20 protein-coding genes are annotated in these 20,600 nt (G+C 49.3%); all 20 read left to right on the forward strand.

What is annotated here, in order from left to right; genetic code table 11:
- Positions 1 to 21 precede the first annotated feature (21 nt).
- The 20 genes from BN7444_RS08145 (at position 22) to BN7444_RS08240 (ending at position 20,495) form a co-directional block, all read left to right on the forward strand.
- Positions 22 to 483: a ribosome maturation factor RimP gene (locus tag BN7444_RS08145; protein ID WP_167627218.1), complete on the forward strand. Its 462-nt coding sequence runs from the start codon at positions 22 to 24 to the stop codon at positions 481 to 483.
- Between the two features lie 17 nt (positions 484 to 500).
- Positions 501 to 1,769, forward strand: coding sequence for a transcription termination factor NusA (gene nusA, locus BN7444_RS08150; protein WP_068458069.1), 1,269 nt, complete (start codon positions 501 to 503; stop codon positions 1,767 to 1,769).
- A gap of 12 nt (positions 1,770 to 1,781) precedes the next feature.
- On the forward strand, positions 1,782 to 2,051 hold the full coding sequence (gene rnpM / locus BN7444_RS08155) for an RNase P modulator RnpM (protein WP_068458071.1): 270 nt from the start codon (positions 1,782 to 1,784) through the stop codon (positions 2,049 to 2,051).
- A gap of 26 nt (positions 2,052 to 2,077) precedes the next feature.
- The gene (gene infB / locus BN7444_RS08160) at positions 2,078 to 4,504 is read left to right on the forward strand and encodes a translation initiation factor IF-2 (protein WP_068458073.1); all 2,427 of its coding nucleotides are present in this window, start codon (positions 2,078 to 2,080) and stop codon (positions 4,502 to 4,504) included.
- Between the two features lies 1 nt (position 4,505).
- Positions 4,506 to 4,868: a 30S ribosome-binding factor RbfA gene (rbfA, locus tag BN7444_RS08165; protein WP_068458074.1), complete on the forward strand. Its 363-nt coding sequence runs from the start codon at positions 4,506 to 4,508 to the stop codon at positions 4,866 to 4,868.
- Positions 4,861 to 5,847 (forward strand): DHH family phosphoesterase, encoded by a 987-nt coding sequence (locus tag BN7444_RS08170; RefSeq protein WP_068458076.1) that lies wholly within the window; start codon positions 4,861 to 4,863, stop codon positions 5,845 to 5,847. The genes rbfA and BN7444_RS08170 overlap by 8 nt, the downstream gene beginning before the upstream one ends.
- Positions 5,844 to 6,719 (forward strand): tRNA pseudouridine(55) synthase TruB, encoded by an 876-nt coding sequence (gene truB, locus BN7444_RS08175; RefSeq protein ID WP_068458078.1) that lies wholly within the window; start codon positions 5,844 to 5,846, stop codon positions 6,717 to 6,719. The genes BN7444_RS08170 and truB overlap by 4 nt, the downstream gene beginning before the upstream one ends.
- A 7-nt stretch (positions 6,720 to 6,726) precedes the next feature.
- Positions 6,727 to 7,689 (forward strand): bifunctional riboflavin kinase/FAD synthetase, encoded by a 963-nt coding sequence (locus tag BN7444_RS08180; protein ID WP_068458080.1) that lies wholly within the window; start codon positions 6,727 to 6,729, stop codon positions 7,687 to 7,689.
- A gap of 75 nt (positions 7,690 to 7,764) precedes the next feature.
- A complete protein-coding gene (gene rpsO, locus BN7444_RS08185; protein ID WP_082941325.1) occupies positions 7,765 to 8,031 on the forward strand; it encodes a 30S ribosomal protein S15 in 267 nt (88 codons plus the stop codon).
- Between the two features lie 55 nt (positions 8,032 to 8,086).
- Positions 8,087 to 10,216, forward strand: coding sequence for a polyribonucleotide nucleotidyltransferase (gene pnp / locus BN7444_RS08190; RefSeq protein ID WP_068458082.1), 2,130 nt, complete (start codon positions 8,087 to 8,089; stop codon positions 10,214 to 10,216).
- A 42-nt stretch (positions 10,217 to 10,258) separates the two neighbouring features.
- Positions 10,259 to 10,702, forward strand: coding sequence for a dUTP diphosphatase (dut, locus tag BN7444_RS08195; RefSeq protein ID WP_068458084.1), 444 nt, complete (start codon positions 10,259 to 10,261; stop codon positions 10,700 to 10,702).
- Between the two features lie 69 nt (positions 10,703 to 10,771).
- Entirely contained in the window at positions 10,772 to 13,030 is a 2,259-nt protein-coding gene (locus tag BN7444_RS08200; RefSeq protein WP_245654212.1) for an FtsK/SpoIIIE family DNA translocase, read from the forward strand.
- Positions 13,027 to 14,352: a 30S ribosomal protein S12 methylthiotransferase RimO gene (gene rimO / locus BN7444_RS08205; RefSeq protein ID WP_068458085.1), complete on the forward strand. Its 1,326-nt coding sequence runs from the start codon at positions 13,027 to 13,029 to the stop codon at positions 14,350 to 14,352. The genes BN7444_RS08200 and rimO overlap by 4 nt, the downstream gene beginning before the upstream one ends.
- Positions 14,336 to 14,869, forward strand: coding sequence for a CDP-diacylglycerol--glycerol-3-phosphate 3-phosphatidyltransferase (gene pgsA / locus BN7444_RS08210; protein WP_068458087.1), 534 nt, complete (start codon positions 14,336 to 14,338; stop codon positions 14,867 to 14,869). The genes rimO and pgsA overlap by 17 nt, the downstream gene beginning before the upstream one ends.
- 8 nt (positions 14,870 to 14,877) lie before the next feature.
- Positions 14,878 to 16,134, forward strand: a complete 1,257-nt coding sequence (locus tag BN7444_RS08215; RefSeq protein ID WP_068458090.1) for a competence/damage-inducible protein A — start codon at positions 14,878 to 14,880, stop codon at positions 16,132 to 16,134.
- Entirely contained in the window at positions 16,121 to 17,152 is a 1,032-nt protein-coding gene (gene recA / locus BN7444_RS08220) for a recombinase RecA (protein ID WP_068458091.1), read from the forward strand. Before BN7444_RS08215 ends, recA begins: the two co-directional genes overlap by 14 nt.
- A gap of 3 nt (positions 17,153 to 17,155) precedes the next feature.
- Entirely contained in the window at positions 17,156 to 18,136 is a 981-nt protein-coding gene (locus BN7444_RS08225) for a metallophosphoesterase family protein (protein ID WP_068458092.1), read from the forward strand.
- Positions 18,133 to 19,572 (forward strand): AAA family ATPase, encoded by a 1,440-nt coding sequence (locus BN7444_RS08230; protein ID WP_068458094.1) that lies wholly within the window; start codon positions 18,133 to 18,135, stop codon positions 19,570 to 19,572. Before BN7444_RS08225 ends, BN7444_RS08230 begins: the two co-directional genes overlap by 4 nt.
- The gene (locus tag BN7444_RS08235; RefSeq protein ID WP_068458096.1) at positions 19,573 to 19,812 is read left to right on the forward strand and encodes a hypothetical protein; all 240 of its coding nucleotides are present in this window, start codon (positions 19,573 to 19,575) and stop codon (positions 19,810 to 19,812) included.
- Positions 19,809 to 20,495 carry an OLD family protein gene (locus BN7444_RS08240; RefSeq protein WP_068458098.1) on the forward strand — a complete coding sequence of 229 codons (687 nt, stop codon included), beginning with the start codon at positions 19,809 to 19,811 and terminating at the stop codon, positions 20,493 to 20,495. The genes BN7444_RS08235 and BN7444_RS08240 overlap by 4 nt, the downstream gene beginning before the upstream one ends.
- Positions 20,496 to 20,600: the final 105 nt, after the last annotated feature.

A 20,600-nucleotide genomic window follows, 5' to 3' on the forward strand; every position in this document is an offset into this window, starting at 1 on the left:
TTTTTTATGGGAGGTGAGTTCTTGAAACATTCTCAAGTACGCGGAATCGTCACATCGGCTGCAGAAAAGGCGGCAAGTGAACGAGGTTACGAAATTGTAGAAGTGGAGGTTTCGAACAAGACGCCGTCGCGTATTGTGATCACGGTGTATCATCCTGAAGGCGTGAAAATCGACGACTGCGCCGATATTTCCCGCCACATAGGCGAGTTAATCGACGGCGAGGACTTATTCGAAGGCAAATACACCCTGGAAGTTCAATCGCCGGGATTGGATCGGCCGATTCGCAGCAAAGACGATTACAGGCGAAATATGGGAAAAAAGGTCGAGGTTCACCTCTACAAAAAAGTAGACGAGCGGAAAGAATTTGTTGGTATTTTAGCGGACTACGGCGAAGAAACCGTGGATATCCGCACGGAAGATGGAAAAATTGTCACCTTTGATTCAAAATCCATCTCATTAATGCGACAGGTCATTGAATTTTAGGAGGCAAAGAAAAAACAATGAATGAAGAGTTTATTTTAGCTCTGAAGCAATTAGAAAGCGAAAAAGGAATTCCCGAAGATGTAATCATCGAGGCCCTTGAAACGGCACTCTTGTCCAGTTATAAGAAAAATTTCGGCACCTCGCAAAATGTGGTCGTCGATATCGATCGAGAGACGGGAAAAATTTCTTTGGCCGCCGAAAAAGAAGTCGTGGAAGAAGTTTTCGACGACAACACGGAAATCTCCGTGGAAGAGGCGCGACAAGAAAATCCCAGATTGGAAATAGGCGATATTTACTACGAAGACATCGAACCGGAAAAATTCGGTCGCATCGCCGCACAAACGGCGAGACAAGTGGTCATCCAACGGATCAAAGACGCCGAAAGAGATGTTATCTACGACGACTACGCCGATCGGGAAAATGAAATTATTACTTGCGACGTACAGCGCGTGACGAAAGGTAATGTCTTCGTCGACCTGGGAAAGACCGAAGCCATTTTGCCCGTGTCGGAACAAATCCAAGGGGAGTCTTACGAGCAGGGCGACCGCTATAAAATGTTGGTCTTGGAAGTCAACAAACAGCCGAAGGGACCGCAAATCGTCCTTTCCAGAAGCCATCCGAATTTAGTGAGACGTCTGTTTGAGTTGGAAGTGCCGGAGATTCACGACGGAATCGTCGAGATTTTCTCTATCGCGAGAGAAGCGGGGAGCCGGACGAAGATCGCCGTCTTCAGCAAAGACGAAGACGTGGATCCCTTGGGCGCCTGTGTCGGTTTTAAAGGCAGTCGAGTGAAGACCATTGTCGACGAATTGCACGACGAAAAAATCGACATCGTCATTTGGGAAAAAGACATTGCTGCATTCATCGGCAACGCCCTGAGCCCGTCGAAGGTCGTAGAAGTCTTTATCAATCAACGGGAAAAATCCGCCATGGTCGTCGTACCGGACTATCAACTTTCTCTGGCCATCGGAAAAGAAGGGCAGAATGCGCGCCTGGCGGCAAAGCTGACGAACTGGAAAATCGATATAAAATCCGAAACGCAATTTGACGAATACCTGGATTCCCTTTCCATGGACATGGACGACTTCAGAACCTATTTTGAAAATACGTCGGCGGAATCCACGGAAGACAGTACATCGGACGAATTATTCGCAGCCGATGAAAGTGGCGAAACGAAAGTCAGCGACAATTTCGCAAGTATCGGCGGTCTCACCGGCATGGACCTGTCGGAATTATTCCAAGATGCCGGCGATAGTACAGCGGAGGAAGCAGCGCAAGATGAGTAAGAGGATTCATCAATGAACAAAACGAAAAAAGTTCCCTTGCGCAAATGCGTAGGGTGTTCTGAATCGAAACCGAAGAAAGAGCTCATACGAATCGTAAAAAATAAAGAACAAGAGGTTTTTATAGATGAAACGGGAAAAGCAAATGGCAGAGGCGCTTATGTTTGTAAAGATATAAAGTGCCTGGACAGGGCGATTAAAACGAAGGCTATCTACAAGGCCTTGGGAAAAGATCTTACTGAGGAAATGATCGAATCGCTTCGCCAATCACTGGCAGATCTATAATCCTCTTTTAATGAGGAGGTGTTCTCATGTCGAACAAAAGAGTTTACACGGTAGCCAAGGAATTTGGCATGGCCAGCAAGGATTTAATGGACATTCTTGAGCAGGCAAATATCACCGTCAAAAGTCACATGAGTACTTTAAGTGAACAGCAACAAAAGGATCTTCTGAGCTATATCAGAAAGGCGCAAACGGCGCAAAGCGGCGGTGCTCAAAAAGCCGAAGAGACGGAAAAGAAACCGGCACCAAAAGTGGAGGACGAGAAGAAAAAAGATTCGACCCCCGCAAAGAAGCGGACAACTGAAAAGAGCGAGAAAAAAATCACGACGGAACGTAAGCCGGCGAAAAGGGAAACGGAAAAGACGACGGCGAAAAAACAGGACAAGGCTCCTGCTCATACGCCTACCAGTCCCGATACGGTAAAAGAATCTTCGCGCAAAGTGCAGGAAAAAAGCGCACCGGAAGTGGATGCTTATGAGGATAAGCAATATTCCGACGGCACCGGCCAAAAGCATTCGGATCTGAAGAAGAGCAAAAAGAAAAAGCAAAAAGAAGCGAAGAAACAGAAGGAAAGAGAAAAAGCGAATGCCCGGCCGCAAGACTTTGAAAAGCCGAAGGCACCGAAGAAGAAAACGAGAAGTCAGAAGCGCAAAGAGCGTATGGCGAAGGAAGATGTAAAGGGGGACGGGGCTATTAAGATCAAGGCACCGTTAACGGTTAAGGAATTTGCCGATACAGTCGGCATCAGCTTGGCACAAGTTATTACGAAGCTTATCGGCTTAGGTGTTATGGCGACACAAAACGAATCCATCGATCGTGACGTTATCGAGATTTTAGCCGATGAATTAAAAATAGAGATCGAATTTATTTCCGAAGAAGATTCGAATATCGAAGAAATCTACGGCTTGGATCAGGAAGATCCCGAGGACAGCTTGGTAGGAAGACCACCGGTAGTCACCGTCATGGGTCACGTCGACCATGGCAAGACCTCGATCTTGGACGTCATCAAAAAGAGTCACGTCACGGCATCGGAAGCCGGCGGCATTACTCAACATATCGGTGCTTATCAGGTAACGGCAAACGGTAAGCCCATTACCTTCTTGGATACCCCCGGTCACGAAGCCTTTACGGCCATGCGTTCCAGAGGGGCGTCCATTACGGACATTGCCATTCTCGTCGTCGCAGCCGACGACGGCGTCATGCCTCAAACCAGAGAAGCCATCCACCACGCCAAGGCAGCCGGCGTTCCCATTATCGTCGCAATCAATAAGATCGACCGCGACGGCGCCAACCCCGACCGCGTACGCCAAGAGCTGACGGAAGAAGGATTGGTCTGCGAAGACTGGGGCGGCGATACCATCATGGTGGAAGTGTCGGCGAAAACCAAGCAAGGGATTCCCGAGCTTCTGGACATGGTGCTTCTCGTAGCCGAAGTGTTGGAATTAAAGGCAAATCCCGATCGTCTGGCCGTAGGCACCATTGTGGAAGCCCGTCTCGACAAGGGCAAGGGACCCATGGCGACGATTCTCGTTCAAAAGGGAACCTTGACCAACGACAGCTATATCGTCAGCGGCACCTGCTACGGTCACATTCGCGCCATGAACGACGATAAGAAGAAGCGTCTGAAGACAGCCGGACCGGCGACGCCTGTCGTCGTTCTCGGTCTCGACGGCGTTCCCAATGCCGGGGATATGGTCTATGCCGTTAAAGATGAAAAGACAGCCAGAGAAATTGCCGCTCGAAACATCGCCCAAGAACGGGAAGAAAAATTGGCATCGAAGAACAAGGTCTCTTTGAACAATCTCTTCGACAAGATTAAAGAAGGCGAGTTGAAGGATTTAAACCTGATCGTCAAAGCCGACGTGAAGGGGACCGTAGAAGCCTTGAATCAATCCTTGCTGAAATTAAACGACAACGAAGATGTGGATGAAGTCCAAGTTAACATTATCCACTCCGGCACCGGCGGAATTAACGAAAGCGATATTAACCTGGCCTCCGCATCCAATGCATTGGTCATCGGTTTTAACGTGCGCCCGAACATTAATGCCATCGAACTAGCCAAACAGGAAGAAGTAGACGTGCGCACCTACCGCGTCATTTACGACATTTTAAATGATGTGAAAAATGCCATCAGCGGCATGCTCACGCCGGAAATCACCGAAGAAGTCTTGGGTCGTTGCGAAGTACGTGAAACCTTCAAGCTTCCCTCCAACGACATCGTCGCCGGTATTTACGTCCTCAAGGGAAAAATTGCTCGAAAAGCATTCGTCAAGGTTTTGCGCGACGACGTCATCATTCACGAAGGTGCGATCTCTTCTTTGAAGCGCTTCCAAGATGACGCCAAGGAAATCGCCCAAGGCTACGAAGGCGGTCTCATGGTGGAAAACTTTAACGACATTCAAGTCAACGACTTGCTGGAATGCTATATCGAAAAAGAAATAAAGAAGGAAATTTAACATGAAAGATAAACGGGTTCACCGAATATCGGAAGAGGTGAAGAGGGAGCTTTCCGACATCATTCAAAATAAATTGAAAGATCCGCGGATTCCTCCCTTGACCAGTGTCTCCTTTGTCTCGGTGACGAGAGATCTTTCCTATGCCACCGTGGGCATTTCGATTTTCGGCGACGACGAAGCGAAAAAAGATGCCATGGACGGCTTGGAAAGTGCAAAAGGTTTTATGAAAAAGGAATTGGGCAGCCGCTTAAAATTACGAGCGATGCCCGAGCTCCTTTTGGAACTAGACGAAAGCATCGAAAAGGGCATGGCTCTGGAAGAAACGATTAATAGAGTAATGGAATCGGAGCATCGCAGTGAGTGATATTAAAATTTTCGCCGACGCGCTTCGTGATAAGATTCGCGATGCGCACTCTATTGCGATTATGTCCCACACCAGCCCCGACGGAGATAATCTCGGCAGCCTGGAGGCTATGTACGGCTTTCTGAAAGGGCTGAACAAAGAAGTCGTCTACCTGTCCAACGACGACGTCCCGAAAGACTTTGCTTATTTACCTTCGACAACAGCCCGAGTCGACGTTTCGTCCGTCGATGAAGCCTTTGATCTGCTGATCGCCTTGGATTCATCGGATGCCGATCGCTTCGGCGCCAAGGGAAAAGAGCTTTTTGAAAAGGCGAAATTTACGGTGAATATCGATCACCACATGAGCAATCTTTCCTATGCCGATTTAAACTGCGTGCTTCCCAAGGCCACATCCACCGGGGAAGTGCTCTTTCGCGTGTTGGATGCCATGGATGCCGAGGTTACGCCTGCCATGGCTACGGGCTTTTACACGGCCATATCGACGGATACCGGGAGCTTCCAATACGACAGCGTCAACGGGGATACCCACCGCATCGTCGCCAAGCTTTACGATGCCGGCTGCGATCACAACACGGTCGTTAAATCGGTGTATCAATCCATGTCCAAGGAAAAGTTGGCGCTGTCCGCTCGCGTCCTTTCCGATTTGCGTTTTATGGCCGACGGGAAAATTTCCATCGCCGTCTGTCGCTTAAAGGATATGGAAGCGGCGGGCGCATCCAAGGACGACACGGAAGGCATCGTTGAAAAAGCCAGAAATATCGATGGTGTCGAAATGGCGGTCTTTCTCAAAGAAAAAGCCGATGAAGTCAAACTTTCTTTCCGCTCGAAGAGCTATTTAAACTGCACGGAATTCGCGTCCGTCTTCGGTGGCGGCGGCCATATTCGTGCCTCCGGGGCATCGTCAAGTGAGTCCCTGGAAAGCGTGTTGGAGAAAGTGGAAGCTTTAGTCAAAGAAAAAGTAGAAAATGCGGGTCAATGAACGGAATCCTTTTAATCGATAAACCTGAAGGCTGGACATCTCACGATGTGGTGCAGAAAATGCGCAGGCTCTATGAAACGAAACAGGTCGGCCATACCGGGACCTTAGATCCCATGGCCACGGGTCTATTGCCCATATGTATCGGACGCGCGACGAAGGTGGCTGAATATATTTCAGACGACCGCAAAGCGTATATCGCCAAGGCATCAGCGGGCTTTAGAACGGACACAGGGGACACTTCGGGCGAAGTCTATGCAAGATCCCCTAAACCGATTCCCGAGGACTTAGAAAGCGTTCTGGATGCTTTCAGAGGGGAACAGCTGCAGCTGCCCCCTATGCACTCGGCGCTGAAGTATAAGGGCAAAAAATTATACGAATACGCACGCAAGGGCATCTGTGTTCCGCGAGAAGAGCGTCCCATCACTGTTTCGAAACTGGAGTGCTTGGCGTCGGATAAAGAATCGGTGACGATTTTAGCCGAGGTGTCTTCCGGCACCTACATCCGCACGCTCCTCGACGACATCGGCGTGGCGGCCGGTTGTTATTTGACTATGTCCGCATTGCGCCGCGTCTCCGTGGGAGATACAAGTATCGACGATGCATTTACCATCGAAGAGGTGGAAGCTATGACCCCTCGGGAGCGGAAAGACGTCCTTCTTCCCATGGACCGGTTGCTTGAGCATATGCCTGCGATCCATCTGCCGGCGAATCGCCTGAAGCCTTCCGTCAACGGCATGTCTTCTCGCATTCCTTCGACCGTTCCCTGCGGAGATGTATACCGCGTCTACGCGGGCGATACATTCGTCGGCTTAGGTACAGTGAAAGAATTGGACGGAGCGATAAACGTATCCATGAAGAAAGTATTAGTTTGAGGTGTTTATGGAGGTTATACAAGTCGATTTAGAGTCGGAAATTCATAGGGAGGCGACGATTGCCCTGGGCAATTTCGACGGCATACACAAAGGCCATCAAGCCCTGATCGAAGGTGTTGTCGACATGGCAAAAAAGCTTCACTGTCCCTCTTCTGTTCTCATGTTTACGACGCACACGAAAAACACGACGGAGGGTATTTCCCAGGAACTGTTAACATCCGGATCTCAAAAACACGACATTCTTCGCTCCTTGGGCATCGACATTATTTACGAGATCGACTTTACCGATGAAATCATGCACATGAGTCCCGAAGCCTTTGTGACGAAATTTTTAGTTGATCATTTAAAGGCGAAGGGCATCGTCGTAGGCTACGATTATCGATTCGGTTATAAAGCCTCGGGTACTGTTGCCACACTTAAAAGCCTTTGCGATTTAAACGGCATCGCCTTGTCCGTCAAAGAAGCGGTAAGCTACGGCGGCGAGACTGTTTCCAGTACGCGCATTCGGGAAGCTGTAAAAGAAGGGGATGTGGAACTGGCACAATCCCTTTTAATGCGTCCCTTTACCATTCGAGGCACCGTCGTTCCCGGCAAGCAATTGGGGCGGACTATCGGCATTCCCACGGCAAATATTCTCTACGACGCCCACTACGTTATACCGAAATTCGGCGTTTACCTTACCGGCGTCATCGTAGACGGAAAGTTTTATTACGGCGCAACGAACATCGGCACCAATCCGACTTTTTCGGAGCAGGAAATAAAAGTCGAAACTTATCTTTACGACTACCACGGCGACAGTCTTTACGGGAAGAGCATGGACGTGGCTCTATTGGAATTCATTCGTCCGGAGATGACCTTTAAAGATGTGGAAGCTTTAAAGGATCGCATGAACGACGATTTGGAACTGATCCGCCAACAAATTCTTAAAGATGAATTTACAAATAAGCAGATAAATGGTAGAATACTTTAGTATTCGTTAGTTTGGCTCAGTTTGCCGATCCTCGACGCTTACTTGGTCAAACCGTATTTTTATGAGGAGGAAATTATGTTATCGAAAGAAAAGAAACAAGAAATCATCAAAGCGTATCAAAGAGAAGAAGGCGACACCGGTTCCCCGGAAGTTCAAATCGCTATTTTAACCTACACTATTAATACGCTGAACGAACACTTGAAAGAACATAAAAAAGACCATCACTCTCGTAGAGGTCTTTTAAAGATGGTCGGTAAGAGACGGAACCTGCTCCGCTATTTGAAGAACAAGGATGTGGAACGCTACAGAACTCTTATCGAACGTTTAGACATCAGAGGTTAAGACAGGAATCAAAGAGCGGGCGACCGCTCTTTCTTTATAGAGAAAAGAGTGTGACATGTATAAAACATTTTCGACTATACTAAACGGCGAGCCTCTGTATGTAGAGATCGGGAAGGTTGCCAAACAGGCCAATGGCGCCTGCTGGGTCAGACAGGGCGAAAGCGTAGTTCTCGTCACGGCGACGGCATCAACCAAGGCCCGTGAAGGGGCGGACTTTCTGCCTTTAAGCTGCGATTACGAAGAAAAATATTATTCCTCGGGTAAGATCCCTGGCGGCTTCAACAAAAGAGAAGGGCGTCCCGGAACCAACGCGATTTTGGTCAGCCGCTTAATCGACCGTCCCATTCGTCCTCTGTTCCCCGATGACTATCACCACAGCATTCAAGTCACGGCCACGGTGCTCAGTTACGACCCCGATTACCCGACGGATATCTTGGCTATGATCGGATCTTCCATCGCCCTGTCCATATCGGACATTCCCTTTCAAGGGCCTACGGGCTCCGTGCGCATCGGTCATATCGACGGCGAGATGGTTCTAAACCCTTCCGTCGACGATCAAAAGCGCTCTCGCTTAAATCTCGCCGTATCCGGCACCGCCGATGCCATTATGATGGTGGAAGCGGAAGTGGATTTGCTCAATGAAGACGAAGTGCTTGACGCCATACTCTATGCCCACGAGGAAATTAAAAAACTGGTTTCCTTTATCGACGGCATCGTCGACGAAGTGGGAAGAGAAAAAATGGACTACGATCAATTGGTCATCGACGAAGATTACAAGGCCATGATTATTGACTCGGTATACGACAAGGTCGAAAAGGCATTGTGGATCGCCGATAAAACGGAGCAAGGCCACGAGCTTTCCAGAGTGAAGGACGAACTGATCGCCGAATTGGAAGAGAAAGAAGATTACAGAGAAGTCGAATTAAACGTCATCTTTGAAAACCTGACGCAAGAAATCTTCAGAAAACAAATTCTCGTAGACAGAAAACGGAGCGACGGAAGAGACTTTACGGAAATCCGCCCCCTGTCTTCGGAAGTCGGTCTTTTGCCTCGCGTACACGGCAGCGGCCTCTTTACTCGCGGACAAACCCAAGCCTTGACTTCGGTCACCCTGGCGCCCTTGACGGAAGGCCAAATTATCGACGGCTTGGATCCAGAATACACGAAGCGCTACGTTCACCACTATAATTTTCCGTCCTATTCCGTCGGCGAAACCCGTCCGCCGAGAAGCCCGGGCCGTCGCGAAATCGGTCACGGCAATTTGGCCGAACGAGCCTTGCTTCCCGTGCTTCCCACGGAAGAAGACTTTCCTTACTACATTCGCGTGGTCAATGAAATCCTGGAATCCAACGGTTCTTCGTCACAAGCGAGCATTTGCGGATCGACCCTGGCTTTAATGGATGCCGGTGTGCCGATTCAAGCGCCGGTGGCCGGTATCGCCATGGGCCTTATCGACAACGGAGACGATCCCGTGATCCTGACGGACATCCAAGGTCTGGAAGACCATTACGGCGACATGGACTTTAAAGTGGCGGGAACGTCGGAAGGTATCTCCGCCTTACAAATGGATATTAAAATCAGCGGCGTATCCAGAGAAATTCTTTCCCGCGCCTTGAAACAGGCACACGACGCCCGTATGGAACTTTTGGCTCACCTCGCAGGCACCATTGCCGAGCCGAGAGCAGAGCTTTCGCCCTATGCACCGAAGATTACCGGTTTACAAATCGATCCCGAAAAGATCGGCGAAGTCATCGGCAGCGGCGGCAAGGTGATTCACAAGATTACCGAAGAAACCGGCGCACAAATCGAAATCGAAGACGACGGCCGCGTTTCCATTATAGCCAACGATGAAGGCGCCCTTATTGCGAAGAAAATCATCGAAGACATCGTTCACGAATTGGAAGTGGGCGAGGTATTCGACGGTACGGTAACGAAGGTCGTCGACTTCGGTGCCTTTGTCGAAATCCTCTGGGGAAGAGAAGGCCTCCTGCACATTTCAAACATCGACCACAAGCGCGTAGGCAAAGTGGAAGATGTGCTGAAGGAAGGGGATAAGGTCAAGGTTAAGGTCATGAATCTTGAAAAAGGAAAGATCGGTCTTTCCAGAAAAGCCCTCTTACCCAAGCCGGAGCGCAACCATCCGCCTCGGGATAAAAAACCGGAAGACAAAGAAAATAACAAATAAACAGAAAACCGCTTCGGCGGTTTTTTTCATAAAGGAGATTCTATGAACGTAAAAGTAGTGAATAAATCCCGCCATCCCCTTCCGTCTTACAAAACCGAAGGCTCTTGCGGCATGGATTTACGGGCGAATTTAGAAGAGTCGAAAATCTTAAAGCCCTTGGAGCGGGCCATGATTCCCACGGGCCTTTTCTTCGAAATCCCCAAGGGCATCGAAGGCCAAGTGCGGGCGAGGAGCGGCCTTTCCTTAAAAAAAGGCATTACCCTCATTAACGGCATCGGCACCATCGACAGCGACTACCGAGGCGAGCTGGGCATTCTTGTCGTCAATCTTTCCGACGAAGAGGTCACCATTGAAGACGGCGACCGCATCGCCCAAATGGTCTTTATGGCCTACGAAGTGGCTCATTGGGTTCAAGTGGAAAGCTTGGACGAATTGTCTGAAACGGAGCGAGGCGAAGGCGGATTTGGCCACACCGGGATACGTTAAAATCATGTGGAATCCCGTAAATTATGTTATAATATATCCGAACATACATTTGACGAAATGAGGATTCCCTTGTCTAGAAAAAGAAAATCGACGAAAAAAAAGACTACCGCTCAGAGCCAACAAAAAGCTTATATGATCGGTGGCCTCATCATTATTCTGGCCATCCTTTCCATGTTGAGCCTTTTCAGCAAACAGATGGGTGTCTTTGGCGACTTCGTGTCATCGGCCATCGGCGTTCTCTTTGGAAAGGTCGGCCCGCTTTTTTGCGCTCTTCTTTTCATCATCGGCCTGTTCTTTATTACGGACTGGGATGTAAAGATAAAAGTAAAAGTACTAGGCCTGGGTATTTTGGCCTTCCTTATGGGCATGCTCTATACCTATGATCCCACGGGCCCCGTTATGACGTGGAACAGCCGCTTAAATCAGCGAGGGCCGTATACGGACCCGGGATTTATCGGCGAAAACTTCTCACGACTCCTCGTCGGCCTTCTCGGCATCGTAGGAAGTTGGACGTTGATGATTTTAATCGCGTCTCTATTGCTTTATCTCTTGCCGTCGAAAGAGCGAAAGGCATTGGTAAAGGAGAAGATAAGCAGCTTCTTCCGCGAACAAAAAGAGAAGAAAAACGAAAAAGCGAAAGAGAAGGAAAAGCCTGCGGCAAAGAAGAAAAAGAGTGCATCGCCTTCCACAAAGAAAGAGAACAAGACGCCTCTTACTTCCGGCTTCGACGTATTCGGTGCGTCGGGTAAAAAAGAAAGTACTGAGCCGGCAGCGGAGGCCGTCGAAATTCGCGACTACCGTCCGGCAGCGGAAGAAAAGCCGAAGCGGACGGAGACCTTAAAGGAAACGGAAAAAGCCGCCTTTGCTAAGGATGTCAATACGGAAGTCCAAGAGTCCGTCTATCACTTCCCGCCGTTAAAACTTTTGAAAAAGCCTTCCGGCGGATCCACATTGAGCGACGAAGGCATTCGACAAAACGCCGCCATTATTCAGGAAGTCATGGACAATTTCAACGTGGATTGTCGCGTGCGGGCCATTAATCGAGGCCCCACCATTACCTCGTACGAATTGGAACCGTCCCCCGGCGTGAAGATTTCAAAAATCGTGTCCCTTCACGACAATCTCAGCCTTTCTTTGGCGAGCCCGGGTATCCGTATCGAAGCGCCGATTCCCGGCAAGAGCGCCATCGGCATCGAAGTGCCCAATAAGGTGAAGGACAGCGTCAATCTCAGAGAAATTATCGAAAGCGACGCCTTCGACTCCCTGGATTCAAACGTGCCTTTGACCTTAGGCAAGGACATTAGCGGCAATGCCATCGTTTCATCCATCGACAAAATGCCCCACCTGTTAATTGCCGGTGCTACGGGATCGGGAAAATCCGTGTGCATCAACTCGATCTTAATGGGCATTCTATACAAATCAGCGCCTGAAGACGTGCGCTTAATCCTTATCGACCCGAAAGTGGTGGAACTTGGGATTTACAACGGCATTCCGCACTTGCTTATCCCGGTAGTGACGGATCCTAAGAAGGCGGCTTTCGCCTTGGCCTGGGCCGTGGACGAAATGGAAAAGCGCTACAAGGCCTTTGCGGAAACCGGCGTGCGCGACGTGTCCGGCTATAACGAAAAGATGAAGCTCAGCGGCGAAAGCACCATGCCGAAAATCGTCATTGTCGTAGACGAGTTAAGCGATTTAATGATGGTGGCGGCAAAAGAAGTGGAAGATTACATTCCCCGCCTCGCTCAAATGGCGAGAGCGGCGGGAATCCACTTGATCCTCGCCACCCAACGCCCATCTGTGGACGTCATTACCGGTACGATAAAGGCGAACATTCCATCCCGCATCGCCTTCTCCGTATCTTCCTCCATCGATTCCCGCACGATTCTGGACATGTCCGGCGCAGAAAAACTTCTGGGTAAAGGGGATATGCTCTTTTATCCCTCGAGTTTCCCGAAGCCCAAGCGCTTGCAGGGCGCCTTTGTGTCGGATAAGGAAGTGGAAGATGTATTAAATTACGTGAAGCATCACACGGAGTCCACGGACTACGACGAAGAGGCCCTGGACACCATGGAGAAGAAGGTTCAAAAGGCCGTGGCCGATGAAGATCCACTGCTTTACGATGCCGTGGATATCGTCCTGACTCAAGAGCAAGCCTCCATATCCTTTATACAGCGCAAGCTGAAGGTGGGATATGCCCGTGCGGCGCGCATCGTGGACCAAATCGAAGAGATGGGGATCATCGGGCCTCACGAAGGCACGAAACCGCGAAAACTGCTTATGACAAAAGAACAAATCGAAGAACTGAAAGAAAATCAGGAGAATATATGAAACATGTGTCCATCGTCACCCTGGGTTGTTCTAAAAACGACATCGACTCGGGCCAAATGCGGGGCGTCTTAGACGAATCCCGCTTTGCATTTACGGATCAGGTAGAGGAGGCCGAAGTCATCGTCGTCAACACCTGCGGTTTTATCGACGCGGCGAAAGAAGAGTCCATCGACACCATCTTGGACTTGGCTAAATTAAAAGAAATCGGCAAACTGGAGACCCTGCTCTTGGCAGGCTGTCTCGCCCAACGCTATCCGGAAGAATTACTGGAAGCCATACCCGAAGCCGACGGTATTTTGGGGCCGGGCCATATTCGCTCCATTAACGAAGCAATCGTGGAAGCGGAAAATCACGAAAAGCCCATTTACGCGTCTTCTTTAGAAAATAATTATCTGGAAGATGCCAGACGTGAAGAGGTTTCCGTCACCGAATACGTTAAAATTTCGGAAGGGTGCAACAATCGTTGCAGTTACTGTATTATTCCCTACCTAAAAGGCAATAATCGCAGCAGATCCATGGAGCACATCGTCGATGAAATTCGCCACCTGGTAGAGAACGGCACCCGAGAAGTCATACTTATCGGGCAAAACACCACGGACTACGGCATCGATTTATACGGCCGCTACGCCCTTGTCGATCTCTTAAAGGCTCTCAGATCCATCGACGAATTGCGCTGGGTGCGTATCCTTTACGCCTACCCGGATCATTTCGACGACGCCTTAATCGAGGAAATGAAAGATAATCCGAAAATTCTTCCCTATATCGACATTCCCATTCAACACGTCGCCGATCCCGTCTTAAAGCGCATGAATCGAAAAACCGATCGCCGCGCCATCGAAAACTTGATCACGCGACTGCGAAGTGCCATGCCGGATATCGCCATTCGCTCCACCTTTTTGCTGGGCTTCCCCGGAGAAACCGACGAGGATTTTCAGGAAGTCCTGGATTTTCTGGAAGCATATCCTCTGGATCGAGCCGGCGCCTTTGCCTACTCCCGTGAAGAGGGCACGCCTGCCGCAACCATGGAAGATCAGGTGGATGATGCCGTAAAGGAACAGCGTGTCGACGCCTTTATGGCGTTGCAAATGGGTGTGTCGGAAGCTCTCATGGAAAAGCATGTGGGACGGGTCTTGGACGTCTTGATCACGGAGCTCACGGAAGAGGGTGCCTTGGGCCGCTCCTATTTAGATGCACCGGATATCGACGGCGAGATTGTGATTTATACAGACAAAAATTTATCCGTCGGCGATTTTATTAAAGTTGAAATTACTGAATCCACGGCTTATGATTTAGGTGGTGATTACATTGAACATTGCAAATAAACTTACGATTATGCGCTTGATTTTGGTACCCGTCTTTGTCGTCTTATTCTTGATGAAGACCCCCGGTACCAGACTTGCCGCCTCTTTGGTTTTTTGTGTGGCCGCTTTTACCGACTTTCTCGACGGTCATTTGGCGAGAAAGTACCAATTGGTGACCACCTTCGGAAAATTTCTCGATCCCCTGGCCGATAAAGTCCTTACGATTTCGGCATTTATTATGCTCGTGGAAGAGGGAGTCATCCCGGCGTGGGGCGTTATTATTATCGTGGCACGTGAGCTGGCCATTACAGGCTTTCGAATTTTGGCGGCTTCGGACAATATAACCATTGCCGCAAGCCCCTTTGGAAAAATTAAAACCATTACGCAGCTTCTGTCCCTGATCGCCTTGTTGTTTGCACCGCCCGTACCGCAATCTCTCGGCATCGTTCTTTTTTACATTGCCGTCGTGCTCACGGTTTTAAGCGGCGCGGATTACCTGATTAAGAACAAGGGCGTCTTGGATTTGGAAAATATTTAGGAGCGTCTATGAAAGCTGAGATCATTACTGTAGGGACCGAAATTCTCATCGGATCCATATTAAATACCAACGGGCCCTATTTATCCCGAAAGCTCACCGACGTGGGCTACGATGTCTTCTACCACGCTTCGGTAAGGGACAAGTACGAAGCCATTCGGGATGCCATAGACATCGCCCTGACCCGCTCCGACGTTATTTTTCTCTGCGGCGGTTTAGGACCCACTCAGGACGATATGACGAAGCAGGCCTTGGCCCATGCCCTGGACTTGGAGCTTATTTTCGATGAAGAACAGTGGGATTACATTCGCAATGTATCCATGAGTTTTTCAAAAAACATTACGGAAAACAACAAGCGGCAGGCGGAATTTCCCGAAGGCGCCGTGGTCATTCCCAATGCAAAGGGAACGGCGCCGGGCTGTATGCTGAACTACGAGGGCAAGCAATTCTTCATGCTGCCGGGGCCGCCTCGGGAATTTGAACCCATGGCGGACGATATTGTGGCTAATTACCTGAAGCCCGTTCACGGAAAAAACTTCATCACTTCGCTGCGCCTGGTGAATATCGGCGAATCGAAGTGTGAATCCATGTTCAGAGCAGCGCAAATCGAAACGGAGCGTGTGGAGATCAACACCTTTGCCAAGAGCGGCGAAGTTGAAATCAAGGTCATTGCCCACGCCGAAGACGAGGCGGAGGCTGCAGAAATCGAAAAGGAACACACCGAGGCTATTCGCGCCCTACGGGAGCTCTTTGCCGAGTTCATCTATGGCGACGGCGAGAAAGACGTCTTCGAAACATTGGTGGATTGCCTCACGCGTGAGAAGATGACCATCAGCTTCGCCGAGTCGGTGACCGGGGGACAGATGGCCCATATGATCACGTCGGTAGCGGGGGCGAGCAATGTGCTCCACGAAAGCTATATCACTTATAGCGATGCGGTGAAGGAAAAGCTATTGGCCGTGAGTCCGGAAACCATTGCAAAAGATACCGTCGTATCGGAAGCCGTGGCCACTGAAATGAGCCGCGGTCTTTACGAAAAAACGAAAAGCCGTTACTGTATCGCCACCACCGGTGAAGCGGGGCCCGAATCGGCCACGAGAAAAGAAGTCGGCACGGTGATCTATTCCATACGAAAAGACGGAGAAGAAGTGTTGCGGGAAAGCCGAATGTTCAAAGGAGATCGAACCACCGTTCAATATCGCAGTTCGAAATACATTTTGGCGCGGATTTTATTACATGAGTTAGGAGAGGGACATGGACGAAAGTAGAAAAAGAGCTTTAGACGATGCCATCGCTAAAATCGAAAAGGAATACGGCAAAGGCGCCATTATGCGTCTCGGCGAAAACGCCAATTTAAATATCGAATCGATTCCCACAGGCTCCTTAAGTTTGGACGTGGCGCTGGGGATCGGTGGCATTCCCAGGGGACGGATCATTGAAATTTACGGTCCCGAATCTTCCGGGAAGACGACGCTTGCCCTACACATGATTGCCGAAGCACAAAAGCTCGGCGGCACGGCGGCCTTTATCGACGCGGAACACGCTTTGGATCCTCAGTACAGCAAAAACTTGGGCGTGGACACGGAAAATTTAATCATCTCTCAACCGGATACGGGAGAACAGGCCCTTGAAATCACGGAAAGCCTGGTTCGCAGCAACGCCGTGGATTTAATCGTCGTGGACTCTGTGGCGGCACTGGTTCCGAAAGCGGAAATCGAAGGGGAAATGGGCGACAGCCATATGGGTCTTCAGGCCCGTCTCATGAGCCAAGGCTTGAGAAAGCTTACCGGCGCCATCAGCAAATCCAAGGCCTCCGTCATTTTCATAAATCAACTGCGTGAAAAAATCGGCGTCATGTTCGGCAATCCGGAAACCACCACCGGCGGCCGCGCCCTTAAATTCTTTACCTCCGTGCGCATGGACATTCGCCGCATCGACAGCTTAAAGAAGGGCGACGAAATTATCGGCAACCGCGTACGCGTGAAAGTCGTTAAGAACAAAGTGGCGCCGCCCTTCAAGAAAGCCGAATTCGATATTATGTACGGCACGGGTATTTCAAAGGTAGGCTCCGTCTTGGATGCCGCCGTGGAAGCGGGCATTATTGAAAAATCCGGCTCCTGGTTCAGCTACGGCGATGCAAAACTCGGTCAAGGACGTGAAAATTCCAAGGCCTATTTGCTGGAAAATCCCGATTTATTAAAGGACATCGACGAAAAAGTGCGCATCCACTACCACATGGGCGAGCACAAGGAAAGCAGCGAAGGCGTGCCCTCCGAGGAGGAATAAAATTTGAAATTCCTGTACTTCACAGATAGTCACATTCGAGGAACGAATCCGAAATCCAGAACGGATTCGTTTTTCCATACGGTCAAAATTAAATTACAGGAGATTCAATCCATCGCTGCCGAAGAAAAAGTCCACGCCATTTTACATGGCGGCGATCTTTTCGATCGACCCGACGTATCGATTTCGGTTATGAACGAAATCATTCCGATTTTAAAATCTTTCACGGCGCCGATTTATGCCATTAGCGGCAATCACGATATTTACGGGCACAATCCCATCACCCTGCCCAGGACCATGATGGGCCTTTTGGATACCTTGGGGATTATTCACCTGATCAACAATCAGCGCTTTCTTTTAAAGGACGAAGAGACCGTGGTTCAATTAAGCGGTTCTCCCTATATTTACGGGATCGACAGGGAGGAGAATCGCGCCCTCTATATCGTCGAGGAGCGAGACCCTTTGGCGGATTACGCCATTCATTTGGTCCACGGCTTCCTGATGACCGGCGATGTAAAGGCCATATTTGCAAACACTCTGATCGACGATATTTTAGACACCAAGGCGGATCTGACTCTGTCCGGCCATTTACACGACGGTTTCCCGACGACAGAGGTAGAGGGAAAGGTCTTCGCCAATCCCGGCGCCGTTGTTCGAATTTCAAATTCCATGACGGAGCTTAAGCGGCGCCCGAAAGTTTTACTTATCGACGTGAAGAAAAACAGTGCCACCATTACGGAGCGTTATTTAAAATCCGCACGACCAGGATCGGAAATTTTAGACCGAACGGAAATCGAGATGCACAAATTTAAGCGCAGGGAGTTGGCCGAGTTTAAGGAATCCATCGATCGCACGGGAAATTACGACCGCATTAATTTCTTTGACCTGCTCGCCGATATTTCCGCCAACGAAAAACTGGATCCGGCCATCAAAGAAGAAGCCATGGCACGCATCGCCCAAGTACAGGAGAGGAGGAGCGGCATTTGAATTTTATCGAAAAAATTATTCTCGTCAATTTTCAATCCCATGTCTACTCCGAACTTTGCCTCTCCCGCGGCGTCAACGTCATCGTAGGCCCTTCCGACAGCGGCAAGACAGCCATTATGCGCGCCCTGCGCTGGAATATGTTTAACGATCCTTCCGGCGTGGAATTCGTTCGGGAAGGGGAGTCGGAGGTATCGGTCACCGTACGCTTTCAAAACAACGTAGAGGTGGAGCGGCGTCGCAGCCGTTCGAAGAATCAATATATTTTGCGTCGCCCGGACGAAAAGGAGCTCGTTTTCGAAGGCTTCGGAAAGAATGTGCCGGCAGAAATCGAAGAGGCCACCGGCATCAAAAAAATCATGCTGGACGACAAGAAGTCCTTGCCTTTAAACTTTGCCGACCAACTGGACGGTCCCTTTCTGCTTCAGGAAACCGACGCCTATAAGGCCCAGGCCATCGGCCGCATGGTGGGCGTCGATCTTTTAGACGAGACCATGCGCGATACCTTGCGGGATAAAAAACAGATCTCTATTCACCGGGAATTGATGGAAAAAGATCTCGAGGAAACGGAAGAGTCCCTGAAGGCTTTTTCCGACTTAGATGATCAAATTGTTTTACGTGAAAAAATTAAGAACATCCTGTCCTCTGTATCGGATCTAAAGGAAAAAACGGAGACGGCCAAAACTTGCGCCGAAGCACTGAAGGAAATTAAAAAAGAACGCGTCCTAACCAATGACCTGTTATCTCGCTACGCCGTATTGGATCTACTTCAAGACAAGCTGGTGCACTTGCGGCGAAATGTCGATGATTATCGAAGTGAACGTCTGCTTTTCGATCTGTTTATGCAAAATCAGCAGGCGCGAAAAGAGACGAAATACCAACTCTCTCTCTACGAAAATGTCGATCTCCTGGAAACAAATCTGACGCAATTGTCGGCAGTCAAGGCTACATACGACGGTATCTTGCCCGAATTTAATCGCATGAAATCCATTTGTGAGGCAGAGAAAGCTAATGAAGTCATGTTGCAGGAAACGAAAGGTGTTTTTGACGTGGAGGCCATGGATCTCCGGAAGAAATACGCCGCTTTTTGCGATTACAGCCGTACTCTGGAAGCCTTCAAAGAACTAAAGCTTCGAATGGAGAAGGGGAAACTGTTTCTCTCTCGATTCGATCAACTGGATCGGTTGGCCGAACTAAACGCTGAAATTAGTGAAATAATGGTGAAAGAGCGTTCCGTTGAAGCATTAAAAAACGACCAAAGACGTTTAAGGGATGAGAAAAATAAAAAGGCTGTCGAATTGAAAAAGTTGATCGAGGGCGACCGACAGGCAATGAATGCTTACCTGGAATGTCTCTCCCACGCCGGCACTTGCCCCTTGTGCAAGCAGACCATCGACTACGAGGCGCTTCACGCCATTAAGCACAGTTTGGAGGATTAGATGAACTTAGAACAACGGATCAGCGATCTGAATCAACGCTATGAGCAGGCTAAGGACACAAGAAAGCGCGCCGAATGGCGTATGGAAGAGCTGGAAAGGGAGGAGAAGGAGCTAAACGCGAAAATCAAAGCCTTGGGCTTTGACCCCGACACCTTGGAAGAAGAGATCGAGCGGATGGAAGGGGAGATCATTCGCCTGTTAGATGAAGCGGAAAAACTCCTTCCCGAGGATCGGTCATGACCTACGACGATGTTTGCCGGCGTTTCGATGATTTTTCAAAGGAAGTTAACCGACGGGAGGGCATACGAGACTCGATTGAGGAGCAGATTGAAAAAAAGAAGAGCGAGATAGAAGCAGTGGAAGAGGAGGAGAAGAAGCTAAACGGCGTGGTTTTTCTCCTGCAAAAGGCGGCGGATTTTTCGAGAAATCAGGCGACTCACCAGATCGAAGACATCGTCACTCAATCCATCGCCTATATTATGCAAAACAGCTCGAAATTTATCGTGGACCTTTCCGAAAAGCGCGGCCTGCCCATTGCGGAATTTTTCGTCGAATCCGATTACGGCGACTACAAAGTCAAGACGAAGCCGGAATTAAGTCGAGGCGGCGGCGTGGTAGATATCGTCAGCCTCGCCCTTCGCATTGCATTTTTGGAAAATCATCGGCCGAAAATGGACGGCCCTCTTTTTCTCGACGAGCCTGGCAAACACATTAGCGACGATTACATTTTTAACATGGGCGAATTTTTAAAGGAATGTTCCCGCCTTTTTTCCAGGCAGATCATCATGGTCACGCACAACGATTACCTGACCAATATTTGCGACAAAGCCTTTCGCGTAGACATACGAAACGGCACCAGCGAGGTAACTGAAGTAATCGACGATGCTGAGGAAAATGAAATAGTAAATGGACCGCTTGCGTAAGCGGTCTTTTTGTCGCAAATTTTATTAATAGGGTAAATCATCAAACAAAAGTTTCGAACTATGATATAATAAACAAGTGGTTTATACCATTTGAATCATGAAAAC

It is taken from the genome of Peptoniphilus pacaensis (assembly GCF_900088125.1).
GTDB lineage: Bacteria > Bacillota > Clostridia > Tissierellales > Peptoniphilaceae > Aedoeadaptatus > Aedoeadaptatus pacaensis.

Bases quoted from the DNA above. Each gene is read 5' to 3' on its own strand.
- rbfA (WP_068458074.1), top strand. From the start codon at position 4,506: ATGAAAGATAAACGGGTTCACCGAATATCGGAAGAGGTGAAGAGGGAG.
- infB (WP_068458073.1), top strand. From the start codon at position 2,078: ATGTCGAACAAAAGAGTTTACACGGTAGCCAAGGAATTTGGCATGGCC.
- BN7444_RS08215 (WP_068458090.1), top strand. From the start codon at position 14,878: ATGAAAGCTGAGATCATTACTGTAGGGACCGAAATTCTCATCGGATCC.
- rimO (WP_068458085.1), top strand. From the start codon at position 13,027: ATGAAACATGTGTCCATCGTCACCCTGGGTTGTTCTAAAAACGACATC.
- recA (WP_068458091.1), top strand. From the start codon at position 16,121: ATGGACGAAAGTAGAAAAAGAGCTTTAGACGATGCCATCGCTAAAATC.
- rnpM (WP_068458071.1), top strand. From the start codon at position 1,782: ATGAACAAAACGAAAAAAGTTCCCTTGCGCAAATGCGTAGGGTGTTCT.
- dut (WP_068458084.1), top strand. From the start codon at position 10,259: ATGAACGTAAAAGTAGTGAATAAATCCCGCCATCCCCTTCCGTCTTAC.
- BN7444_RS08180 (WP_068458080.1), top strand. From the start codon at position 6,727: ATGGAGGTTATACAAGTCGATTTAGAGTCGGAAATTCATAGGGAGGCG.
- BN7444_RS08235 (WP_068458096.1), top strand. From the start codon at position 19,573: ATGAACTTAGAACAACGGATCAGCGATCTGAATCAACGCTATGAGCAG.
- BN7444_RS08240 (WP_068458098.1), top strand. From the start codon at position 19,809: ATGACCTACGACGATGTTTGCCGGCGTTTCGATGATTTTTCAAAGGAA.
- rpsO (WP_082941325.1), top strand. From the start codon at position 7,765: ATGTTATCGAAAGAAAAGAAACAAGAAATCATCAAAGCGTATCAAAGA.
- pnp (WP_068458082.1), top strand. From the start codon at position 8,087: ATGTATAAAACATTTTCGACTATACTAAACGGCGAGCCTCTGTATGTA.
- truB (WP_068458078.1), top strand. From the start codon at position 5,844: ATGAACGGAATCCTTTTAATCGATAAACCTGAAGGCTGGACATCTCAC.
- nusA (WP_068458069.1), top strand. From the start codon at position 501: ATGAATGAAGAGTTTATTTTAGCTCTGAAGCAATTAGAAAGCGAAAAA.